Source organism: Lunatimonas sp., from assembly GCF_020832325.1.
Taxonomy (GTDB): Bacteria; Bacteroidota; Bacteroidia; order Cytophagales; family Cyclobacteriaceae; genus Lunatimonas.
In genome coordinates this window covers 86,487-103,114 of the sequence record NZ_JAFIEU010000031.1, presented here as the reverse complement: position 1 = coordinate 103,114, position 16,628 = coordinate 86,487, and the positions used below count along the sequence as shown (strand labels likewise).

General features: G+C 45.9%; 15 protein-coding genes. 3 read left to right on the top strand and 12 right to left on the bottom strand.

Annotated features, from left to right (window positions below; translation table 11 throughout):
- Positions 1–62 precede the first annotated feature (62 nt).
- Positions 63–317 carry a GIY-YIG nuclease family protein gene (locus JJU34_RS12015; protein WP_228692617.1) on the top strand — a complete coding sequence of 85 codons (255 nt, stop codon included), beginning with the start codon at positions 63–65 and terminating at the stop codon, positions 315–317.
- A gap of 27 nt (positions 318–344) precedes the next feature.
- On the opposite strand, the gene rplT is transcribed toward JJU34_RS12015, so the two are convergent.
- The 11 genes from rplT to JJU34_RS11960 form a co-directional block, all read right to left on the bottom strand.
- Complete coding sequence (gene rplT / locus JJU34_RS12010) at positions 345–689, bottom strand: 50S ribosomal protein L20 (RefSeq protein WP_228692616.1); 345 nt, start codon at positions 687–689, stop codon at positions 345–347.
- An 89-nt stretch (positions 690–778) separates the two neighbouring features.
- Positions 779–973 carry a 50S ribosomal protein L35 gene (gene rpmI / locus JJU34_RS12005; RefSeq protein ID WP_228692615.1) on the bottom strand — a complete coding sequence of 65 codons (195 nt, stop codon included), beginning with the start codon at positions 971–973 and terminating at the stop codon, positions 779–781.
- Between the two features lie 21 nt (positions 974–994).
- Complete coding sequence (gene infC / locus JJU34_RS12000; RefSeq protein WP_209330346.1) at positions 995–1,546, bottom strand: translation initiation factor IF-3; 552 nt, start codon at positions 1,544–1,546, stop codon at positions 995–997.
- 87 nt (positions 1,547–1,633) lie between these two features.
- Positions 1,634–3,583: a threonine--tRNA ligase gene (gene thrS / locus JJU34_RS11995; RefSeq protein ID WP_228692614.1), complete on the bottom strand. Its 1,950-nt coding sequence runs from the start codon at positions 3,581–3,583 to the stop codon at positions 1,634–1,636.
- Between the two features lie 120 nt (positions 3,584–3,703).
- On the bottom strand, positions 3,704–4,396 hold the full coding sequence (locus JJU34_RS11990; RefSeq protein ID WP_228692613.1) for an RNA methyltransferase: 693 nt from the start codon (positions 4,394–4,396) through the stop codon (positions 3,704–3,706).
- 236 nt (positions 4,397–4,632) lie between these two features.
- Complete coding sequence (locus tag JJU34_RS11985; protein WP_228692612.1) at positions 4,633–5,862, bottom strand: hypothetical protein; 1,230 nt, start codon at positions 5,860–5,862, stop codon at positions 4,633–4,635.
- 256 nt (positions 5,863–6,118) lie between these two features.
- Positions 6,119–8,725 (bottom strand): DNA gyrase/topoisomerase IV subunit A, encoded by a 2,607-nt coding sequence (locus JJU34_RS11980; protein ID WP_228692611.1) that lies wholly within the window; start codon positions 8,723–8,725, stop codon positions 6,119–6,121.
- A gap of 126 nt (positions 8,726–8,851) precedes the next feature.
- Positions 8,852–10,750: a DNA topoisomerase IV subunit B gene (locus JJU34_RS11975; RefSeq protein ID WP_228692610.1), complete on the bottom strand. Its 1,899-nt coding sequence runs from the start codon at positions 10,748–10,750 to the stop codon at positions 8,852–8,854.
- Positions 10,751–10,765: 15 nt separating this feature from the next.
- Positions 10,766–11,269 carry a DNA topoisomerase IV gene (locus JJU34_RS11970; protein WP_228692609.1) on the bottom strand — a complete coding sequence of 168 codons (504 nt, stop codon included), beginning with the start codon at positions 11,267–11,269 and terminating at the stop codon, positions 10,766–10,768.
- A gap of 111 nt (positions 11,270–11,380) precedes the next feature.
- Positions 11,381–12,286: a metallophosphoesterase gene (locus tag JJU34_RS11965; RefSeq protein WP_228692608.1), complete on the bottom strand. Its 906-nt coding sequence runs from the start codon at positions 12,284–12,286 to the stop codon at positions 11,381–11,383.
- Positions 12,283–13,032, bottom strand: a complete 750-nt coding sequence (locus tag JJU34_RS11960) for a sialate O-acetylesterase (protein WP_228692607.1) — start codon at positions 13,030–13,032, stop codon at positions 12,283–12,285. Before JJU34_RS11960 ends, JJU34_RS11965 begins: the two co-directional genes overlap by 4 nt.
- Positions 13,033–13,107: 75 nt before the next feature.
- Between JJU34_RS11960 and JJU34_RS11955 the strand changes: the two genes are divergently transcribed.
- Positions 13,108–13,689, top strand: coding sequence for a hypothetical protein (locus tag JJU34_RS11955; RefSeq protein WP_228692606.1), 582 nt, complete (start codon positions 13,108–13,110; stop codon positions 13,687–13,689).
- A gap of 7 nt (positions 13,690–13,696) precedes the next feature.
- Here the strand turns inward: JJU34_RS11955 and JJU34_RS11950 are convergent, their stop codons facing one another.
- On the bottom strand, positions 13,697–14,587 hold the full coding sequence (locus JJU34_RS11950; protein WP_228692605.1) for a PmoA family protein: 891 nt from the start codon (positions 14,585–14,587) through the stop codon (positions 13,697–13,699).
- Positions 14,588–15,167: 580 nt separating this feature from the next.
- On the opposite strand from JJU34_RS11950, the gene JJU34_RS11945 reads away from it, so the two are divergent.
- Positions 15,168–16,625 carry an alpha/beta fold hydrolase gene (locus JJU34_RS11945; RefSeq protein WP_228692604.1) on the top strand — a complete coding sequence of 486 codons (1,458 nt, stop codon included), beginning with the start codon at positions 15,168–15,170 and terminating at the stop codon, positions 16,623–16,625.
- Positions 16,626–16,628: the final 3 nt, after the last annotated feature.

Here is a 16,628-nt window from a genome sequence, read left to right as displayed (position 1 = left end):
CACGGGTTCAACTCCCGTCCTCGCTACTTAGAAGCTCCTAAATTGGGGCTTCTTTTCTTTGTATGTTCACCGTCTACGTACTTTATTCCTTCTCGGCCGATAGGCTGTACATCGGAATGACTTCCGACTTAATCACCCGATTCAAGTTCCATAACTACAAAGCTACAAAAGGCTTCACCACCATGTTTAGGCCTTGGTTCTGCATAGTGGTAGAGACATACCAATCCAAACATCTCGCTCGCAACAGAGAAAAATTCCTCAAATCCGGTAATGGTTGGTATAAAAGTAAAAGAGCCCTATCTCAAGGGCTCTTTTAACTATTAATAAGTAAGTCTGTGCGAAACTTACTTCACTTTTTCAACTACAGCTTTAAATGCGTCGGGATGGTTCATGGCAAGATCTGCCAACACCTTACGGTTTAACTCAATCTCGGCCTTTTTTAATAATCCCATCAATTGTGAATAGGAAACACCGTGCAATCTAGCACCGGCATTGATACGCTGAATCCAAAGCTTACGAAACTCACGTTTCTTAACTTTACGATCCCTGTATGCGTATTGTAATCCTTTTTCGTACTTGTTTTTGGCTACGGTCCAAACGTTTTTACCTCTTCCAAAGTAACCTTTGGTTGCCTTTAGCACTTTTTTTCTTCTAGCTCTAGAAGCTACTGCATTTACTGATCTTGGCATAATTTTTTAATTTTTGATACATGGTGCCTTTCGGACTTGCAAAACCAGGCATCCGGTGAAATAAATAACCTTTGTTAAATTTTGGATAATTAGATTCTCAGCATATCTCGCACTCGGCCTTCATCTGAGGCATGTACAAAGCCCATCTTCGTCAGGTTTTTCTTCCTTTTAGTGGACTTTTTAGTCAGGATATGGCTCTTGTAAGCATGCTTCCTTCTAATTTTCCCGGTTCCTGTTAAGGTAAACCGCTTTTTCGCACTTGATTTTGTTTTTACTTTTGGCATTACTCTATCTGTTAGTTGAAATTATTTCTTACCTGCTTTTGGGGCAACAAATATGTTCATCCGTTTCCCCTCCATTTTGGGAAGCTGTTCGACTTGTCCGTATTCCTCCAGTGCCTGGGCAAACTTCAGCAACAACATCTCTCCACGCTCTTTGAAGACAATGGTACGTCCTACGAAATGTACGTAGGCTTTTACCTTTGCTCCCTCCTTGAGAAAGTTAATGGCATGCTTCAGTTTGAAGTCAAAGTCATGGTCATCCGTATTGGGACCAAACCTGATTTCTTTCACTACCGTCTTTGCCGCATTGGATTTGATTTCCTTCTGCTTCTTTTTCTGTTCGTATTTAAACTTGGCGTAGTCAATCACCTTGCAAACAGGCGGTACTGCGGAAGGAGAAATTTCAACGAGATCAAGCCCATTTTCCTCAGCCAGTTTGATAGCTTTATCCGTTGGCATTACAGCGTTTCCGCCTTCCACGAAATCACCGACTACCCTTACTTCCCTGGCCCTGATTTTGGAATTAACTTTGTATGGCTCTTCTTGTCTCGGAGTGTAAGTTCTTTTTCCTCTCAAAATGTTTATGGTTGTTTTTAGATTTAAGCTGCAAATATCGAATAAATTTTGAATTATAAAAAATCCAACATTTTTTTTATCCCTTCTTTATTTGCTGAGTGAAGCATTGATAATGTCCTGAAAGTACGACACAAACTCCTCCGGAGTGAAGCTTCCCTGATCTCCGGCACCATGTTTTCTGAGTGAAAGCTTACGCTCTTCCTGCTCTTTTTCGCCCACAATTATCATGAACGGAATCTTCTTGACTTCCGCGTCACGAATTTTGCGGCCTATTTTCTCATCCCGGTTGTCAATAGTGCCCGTGATACCTTGCTCATCCAAATGCAGTTTAATCTCCTCGGCATAGTCCACGTATTTTTCGGAAATAGGCAGGATGATTACCTGCTCCGGTGCTAGCCATAGGGGGAAATTACCCGCACAGTGCTCAATCAGCACCGCCACAAAGCGCTCTAATGATCCAAAGGGAGCCCGGTGTATCATCACCGGCCTGTGCCGCTGATTATCCGCCCCCACATACTCCAGTTCAAAGCGGTTTGGCAACTGATAATCCACCTGAATTGTGCCCAATTGCCAGCTTCTTCCCAGCGCATCCTTTACCATAAAATCCAGCTTGGGTCCATAAAAAGCTGCCTCACCCAACTCTGTCACAGTAACTAGGCCACGCTCGTTCGCCGCTTCAATAATCGCCTGTTCGGCCATATTCCAAGCCTCATCCTCTCCGATATATTTTTGCTTATCAGCGGGATCTCTGAGCGAAATCTGTGCCGTAAAGTCATCAAATCCAAGTGCCTTGAACACATACAAAACCAAATCGATAACCTTTATAAACTCCTCCTTGACCTGATCTTGTCGACAGAAGATATGCGCATCATCCTGCGTGAAGCCCCTTACCCTGGTGAGCCCGTGCAATTCTCCACTTTGCTCGTACCTATAGACTGTACCAAATTCCGCATAACGCACCGGAAGCTCCTTGTACGACCTGGGCTTGCTCTTATAAATCTCACAGTGGTGGGGGCAATTCATGGGTTTCAGCAAAAACGACTCTCCCTCATTGGGAGTGGTGATGGGCTGAAAGGAATCTTTGCCGTATTTCTCGTAATGACCGGATGTCTCATATAAGGCCCTATGGCCAATGTGGGGCGTGATGACTTGCTGATAGCCAGACCTATCCTGTTCTTTCTTCAAAAAATTAACCAGCCGCTCCCGCAGTAGCGTACCTTTTGGAAGCCAAAGCGGCAACCCCATTCCTACTTTTTCAGAAAATGTAAACAACTCCAGCTCTCTACCGAGCTTTCTATGGTCACGCTTTTTGGCCTCCTCCAGCAGGGTAAGGTATTCTTGTAACTCTTTGGCCTTGGGAAAAGTAATACCATAAATACGGGTAAGCATCTTGTTCTTTTCATCCCCACGCCAGTACGCACCAGCAATGTTCAGGAGCTTGATCGCCTTGATAAAACCCGTGTGGGGGATATGGGGACCGCGGCAGAGATCTACAAAGTTTCCCTGCTCGTAAAAGGTGATGGTGCCATCTTCCAAGCCTTCTAGCAGATCCAGCTTATATTCATCACCCTTGTTTTTGAAGTATTCAACTGCCGCTGGCTTCGCAACGTCCTTTCGGACGTATTCGCTTTTCTGCTTGGCCAACTCAGCCATCTTGGCTTCGATTTTTTCTAGCTCGGCTCCGTCAAGAGGTTTATCTCCGAAGTCCACATCGTAATAGAAGCCGTTTTCAATCGGAGGCCCTATGCCAAACTTAATACCTGGATAGAGTGCTTCCAAGGCCTCCGCCATCAGGTGTGCAGAAGAGTGCCAAAAAGTGGACTTTCCCTCCCGATCATTCCAGGTTAGTAGTTCGATGGATGCATCATCTTGCAAAGGACGGGTAGCATCCCACACTTCCCCGTTCACTTTTGCTGCGAGCACGTTTCTTGCCAGCCCCTCGCTGATACTGGAAGCTATTTGTAAGCCGGTACTCCCTTTTTCAAATTCCCGAACGGAACCATCGGGAAAGGTAATCTTGATTTCTTGATCAGACATCTAACTTTTTGTTTTGGTAATAGCGTCCTTTACAAACAGGCGCCTTGAATCTTCCTGCAAAGATGGCAATTGCCTGCGGCTTTTAAAAGTAAACCCTACATCCCGGGATGGATAATACTGCTATTTCGGCGTTTCATTTGATCCAAAAAAGCTTTTCCGGTGTATTTGGGCATTCTTAACAATCTCCTGATACCAATGGTACCTCAATAACTGCTTTTCCGATTCCTCCAAAAAGAACCCTTCCGGTAATCTTCCTCTTAGTTTGGACAAAAAATCATACAGAAAAATTGATGCCGTAACAGAAATATTAAAACTCTCAGTAAATCCGTACATGGGAATGTGAATAAGCCCATCGGCTTCTTTAATCACTTCCTCGCTGACCCCTTCGTGTTCGTTGCCGAAGACCAACGCCGTTTTTCTATCAGGGAAATAATCCTGGATAGAAAGGCTCTCACTTCGTGGGCTGGTAGCCATAATTTGATATCCCTGGCTCCGAAGGTGCTCAAAACAGACACTGACCGCCGACCCGGCGGGCTCGGCATATCGGTGGATATTCACCCACTGGGCTGCACCCCGTGTCACGTAAGGGTTGACCTTATACCTATTAGCCTTCTCGATCACATGCACGTCTTGAATGCCAAAACAATCCGCAGTGCGTAATACAGCAGATGCATTGTGGGGCTTATAGATATCCTCCAAGACAACGGTAAAATACCGGGTTCGGGATGCCAGTACCTCCTCTATTCTACTTAGCTTGTGGGGCGTAATGTATTGCTTCAGGTATTCTGAAAACTGGGATTCTTTGGCGTCCATGATAATGCTGTGTCCGTCTATTAAAGCACAAAATTGGCAATTTTATGCCGATTTTGGCAGCTATAGCCCTGAAAATGGCAGCCAAAAGCACGTCAAACCTCCGTAAATCTGGCCAAAAATCATTTGCAACTGCTGGAAAAGAACAAGTTACATCCATCCGATAAACCCTGGACAAATTACCCTAATGTCCGGGAAAACGCATCTAAAAACCTGGATGGAGGCTATCAATCTATTGACTATACACGAATCGTTACCAGGCCTACTTGCCCGCTTGTTCGCCCGCACACGTCTACCAAAGAAAGTGCGTAAGTACACCCAACCGACATCTGGGCTAGGGGAATCGTGATCGTCAAGCCGGTACCGTCGCCGGAGGGAACCGGTGCGATTGTAGCCAAGGTACAGGACGCCCCGCCTGATTGGGGCAGAAATCGAGCCTCTCTGTACCAATTTAGGCCTATTCCTTCCAGAACAATCTCAGGATTGCCTGCCTCGCTGTATGAAAAGAATCGCTGCGTAAAGGTACGGACAGAAAGATCCGGAAATGAAGACACCGGATAGGAGTATTTTTCAGAGCTCTTCGTGGTACCCTCGACCACGGCCACAAAGTCCATCATATTGGAAAAACGCCCCGTACGAATCGGATCCGGGTCGCAACTCCCGTCTGCAAATTCAATCGGAATAACAAATTTATAGCTGCTGGCGCAATTCGTGGGACCGGTGGATTCTACCTTTGTCAGCGGCAAAAAGACTCCATTGACAAACAGCTTTACTTTTTCGTCTATTCCGGAACTGGCACCATACAGTCCAATACCAGGAATACTGATTTGATTCTCCAGTGCCTTTCCTGGTATCAAGCCAGCACCTTTAAATCCAGAATTGCTGTAGCACATATCGCTGATGTAGGGAATACCTAACAATTTAACTCGTTCTGAAACGGCTGTTCTCCCACCCACTGTCACACTGACCATCGGGTTGATTACGCCACAGGCTCTATTGTTGGAGGTTTCTGACGCGGGCTTATAAGGGACCTTGACCGTAAGCGAAGTATCCGTTGCTCTCAATACTGTGGCCTTTCGCCATCCGGTAGAGTCTGTTCGGTTATCGGAAGGACAACTTCCCAAGGAAGCAGTTTCGCTTTTTAGCCACACAAAATTATCCTCTAACTTACTGCTAAACCCTTTTCCGGTAAGTGTGAGCTCATCGCCCCAAAAGATAAATTCAGGAGAAGTAGTCGAAATTTCCAGGGCAGGTGTGGGAACCGGGTTACCTGGAGTATTGGGATTATTGGGGTTCGTGGGCGTAGTTGGATTATTGTTGGTCGGATTTTGATCCTGCTCTTCGGAACAAGACACCAAAGCTCCAACTAAACCCAAAATGATGACCACGGAAAGAAAACGACCGGCGACACCCCTTTTGGGAGTCAAGAAATAGATCGCATTGCAGCGCATTATACCAGGAAAAAGCATGTAGCAGAGATTTAGAAATTAGGGAATTTTTGCCTTGCGTAGCATGAAGACCACGCTCATTCTCCACTACCCTCAATGTACGAAATATACGAAAAATCATTTGTTTTGAATATACCGTCAAAAACAATTTTCTACCTAAAAAAACAAAAAAATAACCTCTATCTTATTCCAAAAAACGACCCATTAAAAATAAAAAACGCTGAGCGGGCAAACGTCTCCCACTCGGCGTAAATCCCCTCAGGCTTTGTTTCAAGAGTTAGAAAAGACCCAACTGATCATCGGTATCATCTTCTTCGTCTTTCTTGATTTTAAAATCCAAGGTTGAACCAACTTCCAATTCTTCATCCGCTTCTTCCGCGGCATCTTCCGAAGTGCTGCTGAGTAAAACTACGTCGTCCACCGGGTAAGAAGACAGTTTGTTTCCAATAGCCTTCCAGCCTTTTACGTCAATCAAGATATCCAGGTCATATTCCTGTTCCTCTACTTCTTTGCCTTTCTTCAAGACCACCTTAACCTGCGGCTGCTTATCGGTAGAAACAAGCTTTAGGTAAGACTGACGATGGTCAGAAACCACATTAAACTTCTTATTCATGGTGCTCGTTTCGATAAGGAAACGCTTCACGTAGAATGCCTTTGATGCACCATCATAATAAACCGCTGATATCACCTTGGCGGGATCAAATTTCTCGATCAGTAACACCTGTGCTGATTCATAGCGATTGGTAAGTTCAAAAGACGTAAGCTCATAATCTCCGTTCTTATAGAAAACCAGGATTTTATCCTCTCCCAGGAAATTACCGATCTTTTTACCGCGCTGATCGGTATTCAGGCGTCCAATTGACGCATCGTAAAAGATATCCAAGCCTCCTAAGGTGGATGCTCCCTGCATCTTGAATTGAATTTTCCGTACTGGGTACCTGGTAAGGATATTGCCACCGGCACCCCTACCCTTGATCTCAATGGTACTGAAGTCAAAGTCAAATACTTTCACCCGGGCCTTGGACCCTTGCGTCAGGCTTACGGTAACTATCTCCGCCTCCCCGTTTGGATTGGCGGTAAGGTACATCACTTTGGAGCCTTTCGTCCCCTTGGTGAGATCGTATTCACGGTCACGGGTCACCGCCAAAACCTGAAACCGTTTTACCATGCTCCTTCCGGAGGCACCATCCAAGTAAATCAGGTTATAAACCATGCGTTCATCTCCCTTGCGGAATATCCCTACATGGATAATGTCCTTTCCAACAAAGCCCTTTTCCTGAATTCGGGTCACCACGCATACCCCATCCCTCCGGATGACGACCACATCATCCAAATCGGAACAGTCGCACACAAATTCGTCTTTTTTGAGCCCATACCCAACAAATCCATCCGTGCGGTTGACGTATAGCTTGGCATTATTGGCAGCAACCACGGTGGCCTCTATGGTGTCAAACGCCCTGATTTCAGTCTTTCGCTCACGCCCTTTCCCGTATTTCTGAAGCAGGTTACGGTAGTAACTGACGGCATAATCTGTGAGATGGTTCAGGTGATGGTTTACTTCTGCCAATTCCTCCTGCAGCCGTCTCATCAGTTCATCTGCCTTGAAGGCGTCAAACTTCGAAATACGCTTGATCTTGATCTCTGTAAGCCGAACAATATCCTCCGTTGTGATCTCCCTGTAAAAATCGGGCTTGTAAGGGTCTAGTCCCCGATCAATCGTTTCCAAAACAGATTCCCACGTGGTACATTCTTCGATGTCCCTGTAAATCCGGTTTTCGATAAATATCTTTTCGAGGGAAGAAAACAGCAACTTTTCCATCAACTCCCCCTTCCGGATCTCCAATTCTCTACGTAGTAATTCTTTGGTTAACCGGGTATTGTAAGCGAGCATGTCGTTTACCGAAAGAAAAACGGGCTTTTCTTCAACAATCACACAGGCATTGGGTGAAATGCTCACCTCGCAGTCTGTAAATGCGTAGAGCGCATCAATGGTCATATCCGGAGACTGACCGGGTGCCAATTGAATCTGTATTTCTACATCTTTGGCCGTATTATCCACTACTTTCTTGATCTTGATTTTCCCTTTGTCGTTTGCACGTATGATGGAATCAATCAGGGAATTGGTAGTGGTCCCGTAGGGGATATCTTTGATAAGCAATGTCTTATTGTCCTCCTCTTCAATGCGGGCTCTGACTTTCACCCTACCTCCACGAAGGCCCTCGTTGTATTCCGAGAAATCCGCCAGCCCCCCGGTGGGAAAATCGGGCAAAATATTGGTTTTCTCTCCGCGCAAGCTTTTGATAGACCCTTCGATCAGCTCACAAAAATTATGGGGCAATATCTTGGTGGAAAGACCAACTGCAATTCCTTCTACTCCCTGTGCCAAAAGCAAGGGGAATTTGACCGGTAATGTCACCGGTTCCCGCTTCCGGCCATCGTAAGACAGCTGCCAATCAGTCGTTTGTGGATTAAATACGACCTCCAGCGCAAACTTGGAAAGCCGGGCTTCAATGTATCGGGCAGCAGCAGCACCATCTCCCGTGCGAACATCCCCCCAGTTGCCTTGGGTTTCAATTAATAGGTCTTTTTGTCCCAGATTCACGATAGCGTCGCCGATCGAGGCATCACCATGGGGGTGATACTGCATGGATTGGCCGATGATATTGGCTACTTTATTGAAGCGCCCATCGTCCATTTCCTTCATCGCATGAAGGATACGGCGCTGTACGGGCTTCAATCCATCCTCAATCGCAGGCACCGCTCGCTCTAAGATGACATAGGAGGCATAATCCAAAAACCAATCTTTGTACATGCCGGTGACCGGCACAGAATCGTGTAGACTCTCTCCTCCCTTGCCTTCTAGCTCATTTTGCTCTTCACTCATGTATATTTTCCAGTTTTGATGTAAGACGTAGGTCAGCCAGACCAAACGTACCTAAGTCCTATGCATTATCAATAAATTGCCTTCGGGATTGTGTATCTTCCCCACCCAACTTCGTCGTTGAAAGGTCTAGGCCGCTTCGCTGTCCTCTTCTCCCTGCACCTTCCTCGGGTCATCCAAGGCCAGATCTTTTTCTACTCTCAAGTTGTCTATGATGAAAGTCTGCCGATTGGGGGTGTTTTTGCCCATGTAAAAACTAAGCAATTCACTGATCTTGGTCTCCTTATTGAGAATAATAGGATCTAGCCTAATCTCTTCCCCTATAAAGGTACCGAACTCTTCCGGCGATATTTCACCAAGTCCTTTGAAACGGGTGATCTCTGCGCTTTTTCCCAACTTGTGGATGGCCCTCTGCCGTTCTTCATCGGTGTAGCAATAGATTGTCTCTTTTTTATTTCTGACCCGAAAAAGCGGTGTATCCAGGATGAATAGGTGGCCGTTTCGGACCAAGTCGGGAAAAAACTGCAAGAAATACGTCATGATCAAAAGCCGAATATGCATGCCATCTACATCCGCATCCGTCGCAATCACAATTTTTCGATACCGAAGTCCTTCTATCCCGTCCTCTATATTCAACGCGTGCTGAAGGAGGTTAAATTCTTCGTTTTCATAGACCACCTTTTTGGTCATCCCGAAGCAGTTTAACGGCTTACCTCGTAGCGAAAAAACGGCCTGCGTCTGTACATTTCGGGACTTGGTGATAGAACCGGAGGCTGAATCCCCCTCGGTAATGAACAGCATGGTGTTATTTCGCAGTTCTTCGTCGGCCTTCAGGTCATCGTAGTGCGCCCTGCAATCCCGTAGCTTTTTATTATGTAAATTAGCTTTCTTTGCCCGCTCGTTGGCCAGTTTTTTAATACCGGATATTTCCTTGCGTTCCCGCTCTGACTGAAGAATACGCTTTAGGAGTGCATCGGCCACCGAGGGATTTTTATGCAGGTAGTTGTCCAGCTCTGTTTTCACAAAATCGTTGACGAAGGTCCGTAGCGTCGGACCATCCGGACCCACGCTTTGTGAGCCTAATTTGGTCTTGGTTTGGGATTCGAAAACAGGCTCCTGAACCCTTACTGCCACTGCGGCAACCACCGATTGTCGGATATCAGAAGCATCGTAATCTTTCTTATAAAATTCCCGCAACGTCTTGACGATTGCCTCCCGAAAGGCAGCCAAGTGAGTGCCTCCCTGAGTGGTAAACTGTCCGTTTACAAATGAATAATATTCCTCGCCGTATTGATTGCTGTGGGTGATGGCCATTTCGATATCCCTCCCCTTCAAGTGGATCACGGGGTACCGAATCTGATCCTCATCCACCTTTCGCATCAACAGGTCATAGAGCCCCCGCTCCGAAAAGAACTTTTTCCCATTGTAATGAATGGTGAGGCCTGCGTTAAGGAAGGCATAGTTCCATATCTGGTTTTCGAGATACTCGGGTATGAAATGATAATTTTTGAACACAGTGGAGTCCGGGGTAAATACCACCTTGGTTCCATTTCGCTCGGACGTCTTTTCCAATGGGCGGTCTTCTTTCAGAATGCCTTTTTCAAATTCAGCAACCTTGGTTTCACCCTCCCGGAAGGATTGCACCCTAAAATACTCCGACAGAGCGTTTACCGCTTTGGTACCCACACCATTGAGACCTACAGACTTCTGAAAAGCTCCAGAATCGTATTTACCTCCCGTATTGATCTTGGACACACAGTCGATGACCTTCCCCAGTGGAATTCCCCTGCCGTAATCCCGTACTTCTACGAGGTGCTCAGAAATTTTTATGTCAATCGTACGCCCATACCCCATCATGTGTTCGTCGATACTGTTATCCAGCACCTCTTTGACCAAAACATAAATGCCATCGTCCTGCGCACTTCCGTCTCCCAACTTGCCGATGTACATGCCCGGACGGAGCCGGATATGTTCCCGCCAATCTAGGGATTTGATGCTATCTTCTGTATATTTTACATTTTCTGCCATTGCTGTTAGTTTTTTCTAGGATAATGCGGATCCAGACCTGACCTGCTTGATCTTGGCGGCCAATAGAACGAAGAGTGCCACAATCCAAGCGACAAATAAGAGCGGAACCAGGTAAAAAAAGACATTAAATTCCTCGCTTTTGATTTCATGTTGATTGGTGATACTGTGTAGGTAAAAAACAAATACCACGGTAGAAATATTTACAATCGCTGTAAAAGAGTAAATCCACGATAAAACCTGGTCCCTAAATGGATCCCCTTTCGGGAAAACCCGCTTCAACGCCAAGGTATATTGGGTCTCAACCAATTTTGCCGGAAGGATCAACAGGACGTTGGATACCAAAAACAGCGCTACCGTGAGGTAAAAGAAGGTATCCTTGCTGATTTGCTTCAGGGGCAATCCCCGATCTGACAGCTCATACGTGACAAACTCCGGTGAGGCGGAATACATATACAAAAAGGCAATCAGAAAGAATACGACACTGAGAAAGTAAAATGCCTTGGCTAATCTTGCGTACATAGTTTGAGGAATTAAGCCGCTAATATAAATATTAATACGTTTCCATGCGGCCCCCTTTGCCAAAGCTTCCACCAGGTGGCGCATTACCAGTGGTTTAGCGTCTGTATTTTTTTACCTAAAAGAAAGCACCCGGTCCTCCTGCTTGCCGATCCCCCTAATCTCAAGGCGATCAGCATATACATCCACCACTGCTCCCAACGCATCTGTAGGGGACTCCACCATCCCATAAAACGTCAAATGGTGCACCCCATCTGCCAAGATATAATTGCCTCCGTGGTGGTGCCCAGAAAAATAGGCAACCACTCCGGGAGAGTCTGAAATCAGCCGCAGCACTTCGTTATGATTGAGTAGCTGCAAGCCATTTTCCGGCAAAACAGGATAATGGCAAAACACGACAGTCTTCCATCCGTTCTTTTCACCCGATTTCAACACTTTTCTAAACCAGTTGAATTGCTTGGATCCGATGCCCCCGTTCCAAGGCTTGGCATTATTGGCACCGGCGGCATTCATATCTGCCAGAATAGCTTCTGCATGGGCATACCCCTTGGACCCCTCGCGGTGACCGTCCAAACTGATGTCCATCCCGTTCAGTACGACAAATTGTATATTACCCTTCGTAAATGCATGGTATCCCTTGGGATTTCCCAACAGTGTCGGTACCTTTTCCTTGTGTTCGTCCGCAATGCTGTAATCGTGGTTACCAAACACATGGTACAGCTTGGCTCGACTTTTCTCAAGCAACGCCATGGGTTTGTCATAACTCGCAAAATCTTCGTCAATAAGGTCGCCCAAGTTGACCGTAAAGGACAACTCATGCTTGTTGAGTTCGGTTACGGTGTTTTCTAGGGTGATCAGGGATCCTCGGTAATTGCGTAACCCCACTTGATTCTTGTCTGCATACTGAATATCTGTAATTACGCCAAAAGAAAACTGTGGAGATTCTGCCTGCTGGGTATACGCGGAAGGGCTCAAAACGACCATACTGACTAGCATGAAAATAATGGAAAGGAATTTCATCGGCTCAATTTTATCATTTGTTTGGCGTATCGCTTGCCCAATTTCAGCTGGCTTTTCGTATCAAAATGAACTTCATCGAACGTTTTCGTCCCCTTGGAAGAAGCTACTGCGGTATGACTGACCAAATCCGGTAACCTTCGGATCAGTTGATTAAATGTCTCTCTACCTGCTTGGTCTTCGGCTATTTCACCGGCTACGAAGGGTAGCTCGGGCAAACCCAAATCTGCTCGGATGTGAGCTATCAAGGTTTCTAAACTACCCAGATAGGTATCGAGCTTGCCTAGATCCGACTCTCCCTGATGCCAAATCACACCTTTGATAACGCCAAATGTGGATGCCTCCTGAGCCTTTTGTATCAGGTCACGATAAAAAGGTGTACCCGGCATCCATTCGGCAATTGCACTCCCACCCCGGGCATTTACTACCAATCCCAACTTTGTGTCAGCCTTCTTTGCCATACTACGTGCAAAGGAATAGGCCGGACTCAACCGCTGCATACTCTCCTCTTTCCTGATGGAAGAATACAGGTTGAGAGGATTTTTGGCAGGTAACCAAGGAGTCATATCATCCCCGGTAAACAGGAAAACTCCGGGCATTTCTCCTGTCAGCTTAGCTGGAATTTCGGCGCGTCCTGCCATATTGGATTGGCCGATTGCCAAATAAATATCCATAGACTGCTGAGCAATGCCCGTAATGACAGGCCCTAGAAGCAAGCAGATGACGCAAAGTGCCTTCAAAGTTCGCATGAATCGAAACCGTGTTTTTTTGAAAGATAGGTATATGCCTGTATATTTAAAAGAATTTTTCAAATCAGGTCTGTTATGAACCGTCCGCTGGCACTATTCCTTTCACGTATAGCCCACCCCCTAGTCATCCTGACGTTTTTTGTGTTTTACAGTAACCTGAGGCTCCAAGAATTAGATGCTGCGCTCTGGACCATCACCGCCATGTTGGCGATAACCATTGTCCCATTAATCGTTTGGAACTGGCTCAAATGGAAGCAGGGTGTGTATTCGAATTTCGACGTGTCCGTTCGGGAGCAGCGCTTTTCGATGTTTGGCTTTGTTTTTGTCCTGGCTGCAATTTTGATAGCTTTCTTGTTCCTAAGCAATCAACCACAGGAAATCCTCTTTGGCTCCCTTATCCTCATTCAAGTGATACTGATCACATTTTTGCTCAACTTTCGGCTAAAGTCTTCCTTACATCTCGCCGTATGCACCTACATAGCGATGGGCATGGTCCCATTGAATGGTCCAATGGCGTTGGGACTGATGTTGCTTACCCCATTGCTGGCTTGGGCAAGGGTGAGTTTAGGCCGGCACCAGTGGAATGAGGTCATCACAGGAAGTATGCTAGGAACAGGCTCTGGAATCCAGTTGCTCTACCTAACCGACTACCTGTGAGAGCTCGCTATTTTGCGTAGGCATCAAAATGTTTCGCAATTTCAGCCTGAATATGGTCCCCGCTATGTACCAACACACGGTATTTCAATTTGATTACCTCTCCTTTTGACAGGCGGGTCTCTTTATCATTTTCAGGCCAATACATCGGCGTGGGAGAGAAAAACCCGTAGTCTCTGGTAAACCAAGGGGATGGATACCATGCATTCGACGGGTGCTGCATAATCGCCATGCCTTCTATCCCGTTGCCTCGCTTACCATAAAAATCCATCCACGCGGATGGCTTCCCAAAGGTTTCCTTTTCGCCACTTTCTCCCTCCGCATTGAGGAGGGTTCCTCCGTTGGTAACAGCCAAGTCAGGGTCCATGCGGCCGCTAAAAAGCGAATGGTTTGTCTTCTCAATGATGACGTCTTCGAGCATCTCCATTTCTACCTCAAAGTCAATCTGAAATACTGAAGATGAGGGGCTGCTGATGGTGATCTTTCGCAAATCTTTGATGGGCGCATTCGCTCCCGGTCTGGTCCAGATAGTTTCATTGTGAATGACCACGTGATCATCCGTCTTTTGGTCAATTTCTGCCCGCAGGGTCACAATTTGCCCCCTATCCAGCCCTTCCTGCCAATAATTGCCCCCATTGACTTTGTCACAACCGAAAAAAAGCGAACTGTGGTGGGGATAGGTACCGTTGCGCTTGGAGGTCACGGATGCGCCTGAAGGACCATTTACAGGATAGAAAAAAGGATATTTCTCGTTGGAGGCAAAATGATAACTGGTAAAGAATAAATTACCAATATGAATGTCTATTCTGTCACCAATTTTCTCTGCCCTGACTTTTTGCTGGGAGAAGGAGGGCGAAATAGCGACAAAAAGAGCGAATAGAAGCAGATGAAGTTTTTTCATGGGTAGATTGGGATTTAATAAGCCGCCCAAAAATAACAATTATTGCATGGGGAGAAAACCTGATTGAAAAAAAATCCCTAGATGTGCCTGGCTTCAAAACATACGGCGAATGAATCCCACAGCGCACATTTCCCCAAAACAAGCTTTCGCTGAAATACGACTGCCCAAACCCTGAAGCTTAAGAACATTATTTGGTTTAAAAACTAACCTATTTTTTACAAAAAGATACTTTTTTGAAAAAAATAGGTTTAAAAAAAGGGCACAAAAAAAGGAATCTCTGTCAAGATTCCTTTAGGCTGGGTTTATTATAACTGACTAACAGCTATTATTATTTCGTTATTATTGATTTTATTATTCGTTTTGAAGACTAAAATCGCTTAAACATAGTAAAAATATGGCACTATACAATAATATCGGATAAATATTTCTCCAAGTTTGGTTTTTGATTTAGACAACGAATCTCGTAGTTCTTTATATTTTTTTTCATCTCATGAAGTAGCATATTTTGCATAATCCGGTAATTTTATGGCCCTAAACTTTCAGGTTTCCGTTTGTACTTAGAAAATACACCAAACCGCTCATGAGCCTTCCAAATTTTACCCGCCCATACCATCATCCTGGTTGCAAAATGATTTACGTGGGTCTTTTTCTTACCATAATCCTTTTTTTCTCTAGTTTCAAACAAAACCAAGCACAAACGGATATTAGCGGAAGCTGGGAGGGAACCTTAGACTTGGGATTTCAAAAACTACCCTTGCTGTTTCATTTTAATAGAGAGTCCGGAGACTGGCAGGGAAAAATGGACAGTCCAAGTCAAGGCGCGCAGGGAATTGAGGTGTCCAAGCTCTTGTTTGACGGCATGATGCTACTTCTTGAAATCGATGCATTAAACGTCTCGTTTGAGGGCTTGTTGCAAGAGGGGGTTTTTCAGGGTCAGTTTACGCAGGGAGGATTCAAGCTTCCGCTTAATCTATCAAGGAGCAGCGGGGAATCGGTAAAGTCCATGACCTCGGATCGACCGCAAGAACCCAAACCTCCCTTTCCCTATGAATCCATGGAGGTAACATTCCTTTCTGGACCCGAAAAAACAGCCCTGAAAGGCACGATTACCAAGCCTTCCGGAAGTGGTCCCTTCCCTGCTGTCGTATTGGTAAATGGCTCGGGACCTCAAGACCGAAACGGAGAGCTGCTTGGACATAAGCCTTTTTGGGTAATGGCTGACTTTCTTACCCGAAGGGGTATCGTGGTCTTCCGCTACGACGAACGGGGCGTAGGAAAATCAGAAGGGAGTTTCCAGGGCACTACCAGTCGAGGATTTGCGGAGGACGCAAGGGCAGCTTTGGAAAGACTGCCCTATTACGAGTTCGTGGACAACACACGTATTGGCCTTATCGGACATAGCGAGGGTGGGCTGATCGCTTGGATACTTGCCGCAGAGCAACATACCCTACCAGCCTATGTCCTTGCCCTTGCTCCCCCGGTAGTACCCATTGCAAACCTTATGGAAAGGCAAACGGAGGATGCAATTCGGGCGACAGGTGCTCCTGAAGAACTGGTTCAATCACAAAAAGTCTTCAATAGAAATCTCTACCAAGCCATCGCCACGGCTGATGATAGTACCGCCGCTGCAAAATCATTGGAACAGGTACTGCGGCACCATGGAGAAAACGCAGGACTCTCTGGTACACCGCTCCAGGAACAGATAAAAGAACAACTGGCTGGCTACCGACAATTATTGGATCCTTGGTTCTTTCACTTCATCCGTATGGATCCCCGAATACTCATCCAACAGGCTCAAGTACCCATTTGGGCAGGATTTGGAGCCAAAGACGTACAGGTCAACGCCCTAGAAAATCATACTGCGTTAGAAAAAATCCTAGGCAATAACCCGCTCCATACCGTAATCACCTACCCTGATCTGAACCACCTATTTCAAACCGCACAAACTGGAGCGGTATCAGAGTATGCCGACATAACAGAAACATTCAACGAGTCTGTGCTCCATGACATGGCAGAGTGGATCCTGGAAAGAAACTAACGC

What these genes read in the sequence shown, in the direction of transcription:
- rpmI (WP_228692615.1), bottom strand. Translation starts at nt 973, where the DNA reads ATGCCAAAAGTAAAAACAAAATCAAGTGCGAAAAAGCGGTTTACCTTA.
- JJU34_RS11990 (WP_228692613.1), bottom strand. Translation starts at nt 4,396, where the DNA reads ATGGACGCCAAAGAATCCCAGTTTTCAGAATACCTGAAGCAATACATT.
- JJU34_RS11960 (WP_228692607.1), bottom strand. Translation starts at nt 13,032, where the DNA reads ATGCGAACTTTGAAGGCACTTTGCGTCATCTGCTTGCTTCTAGGGCCT.
- JJU34_RS11985 (WP_228692612.1), bottom strand. Translation starts at nt 5,862, where the DNA reads ATGCTTTTTCCTGGTATAATGCGCTGCAATGCGATCTATTTCTTGACT.
- JJU34_RS11950 (WP_228692605.1), bottom strand. Translation starts at nt 14,587, where the DNA reads ATGAAAAAACTTCATCTGCTTCTATTCGCTCTTTTTGTCGCTATTTCG.
- JJU34_RS11980 (WP_228692611.1), bottom strand. Translation starts at nt 8,725, where the DNA reads ATGAGTGAAGAGCAAAATGAGCTAGAAGGCAAGGGAGGAGAGAGTCTA.
- JJU34_RS11965 (WP_228692608.1), bottom strand. Translation starts at nt 12,286, where the DNA reads ATGAAATTCCTTTCCATTATTTTCATGCTAGTCAGTATGGTCGTTTTG.
- JJU34_RS11975 (WP_228692610.1), bottom strand. Translation starts at nt 10,750, where the DNA reads ATGGCAGAAAATGTAAAATATACAGAAGATAGCATCAAATCCCTAGAT.
- JJU34_RS11955 (WP_228692606.1), top strand. Translation starts at nt 13,108, where the DNA reads ATGAACCGTCCGCTGGCACTATTCCTTTCACGTATAGCCCACCCCCTA.
- JJU34_RS11945 (WP_228692604.1), top strand. Translation starts at nt 15,168, where the DNA reads ATGAGCCTTCCAAATTTTACCCGCCCATACCATCATCCTGGTTGCAAA.
- JJU34_RS12015 (WP_228692617.1), top strand. Translation starts at nt 63, where the DNA reads ATGTTCACCGTCTACGTACTTTATTCCTTCTCGGCCGATAGGCTGTAC.
- thrS (WP_228692614.1), bottom strand. Translation starts at nt 3,583, where the DNA reads ATGTCTGATCAAGAAATCAAGATTACCTTTCCCGATGGTTCCGTTCGG.
- JJU34_RS11970 (WP_228692609.1), bottom strand. Translation starts at nt 11,269, where the DNA reads ATGTACGCAAGATTAGCCAAGGCATTTTACTTTCTCAGTGTCGTATTC.
- rplT (WP_228692616.1), bottom strand. Translation starts at nt 689, where the DNA reads ATGCCAAGATCAGTAAATGCAGTAGCTTCTAGAGCTAGAAGAAAAAAA.